General features: G+C 63.4%; 1 pseudogene. It reads right to left on the bottom strand.

Annotated elements, in window-relative coordinates:
* A pseudogene (locus HV796_RS43280) lies at positions 1-514 on the bottom strand (formate dehydrogenase); the annotation flags it as partial.

Raw genomic sequence — 514 nt, 5'->3', positions numbered from 1 at the left:
TTCGACGGTATTCATCGACGAGTTCCATGCCATGTTCGCCATGAAGATCATCAATGTGTCGATCGGATACGGGTCGCCGCGCCATGCATTCGTAATCACGCTATGCATCAGACCGTGCACCGCGAGCGGGTATTCCCACGAGAACGCCTTGTCGATGCGCACCGGGCCGCCGCTTGCGTCCACGAACAGGTCTTCAGGCGCGGCCGGCCAACCGAGCGGTCCCGTCGCGAGCGGCGTATTCGGCTTGATCGCGTCCGGGCTGTTTGGCGGTTTCGCCGACGGCGGCACCGCGCGCGGGAACGGCGATTTGTGGCGAAAGCCGCCGGGCCGATCGATCGTGCCGAGCAGCGACATCAGCACCGCGAGCGCACGAATCGATTGAAAGCCGTTCGAATGCGCGGCAAGGCCACGCATCGCGTGAAACGCGATCGGATTGCCGGTCACCGTTTCATGGGTTTCGCCCCACGCATCGGTCCAGCGAATCGGCAGCGTAATCTTGTGATCGCGCGCCGTG

Source organism: Paraburkholderia humisilvae, from assembly GCF_902859855.1.
Taxonomy (GTDB): Bacteria; Pseudomonadota; Gammaproteobacteria; order Burkholderiales; family Burkholderiaceae; genus Paraburkholderia; species Paraburkholderia humisilvae.
The sequence above is the reverse complement of the archived record's forward strand: the minus strand, read 5'-3'. Positions and strand labels throughout refer to the sequence as shown.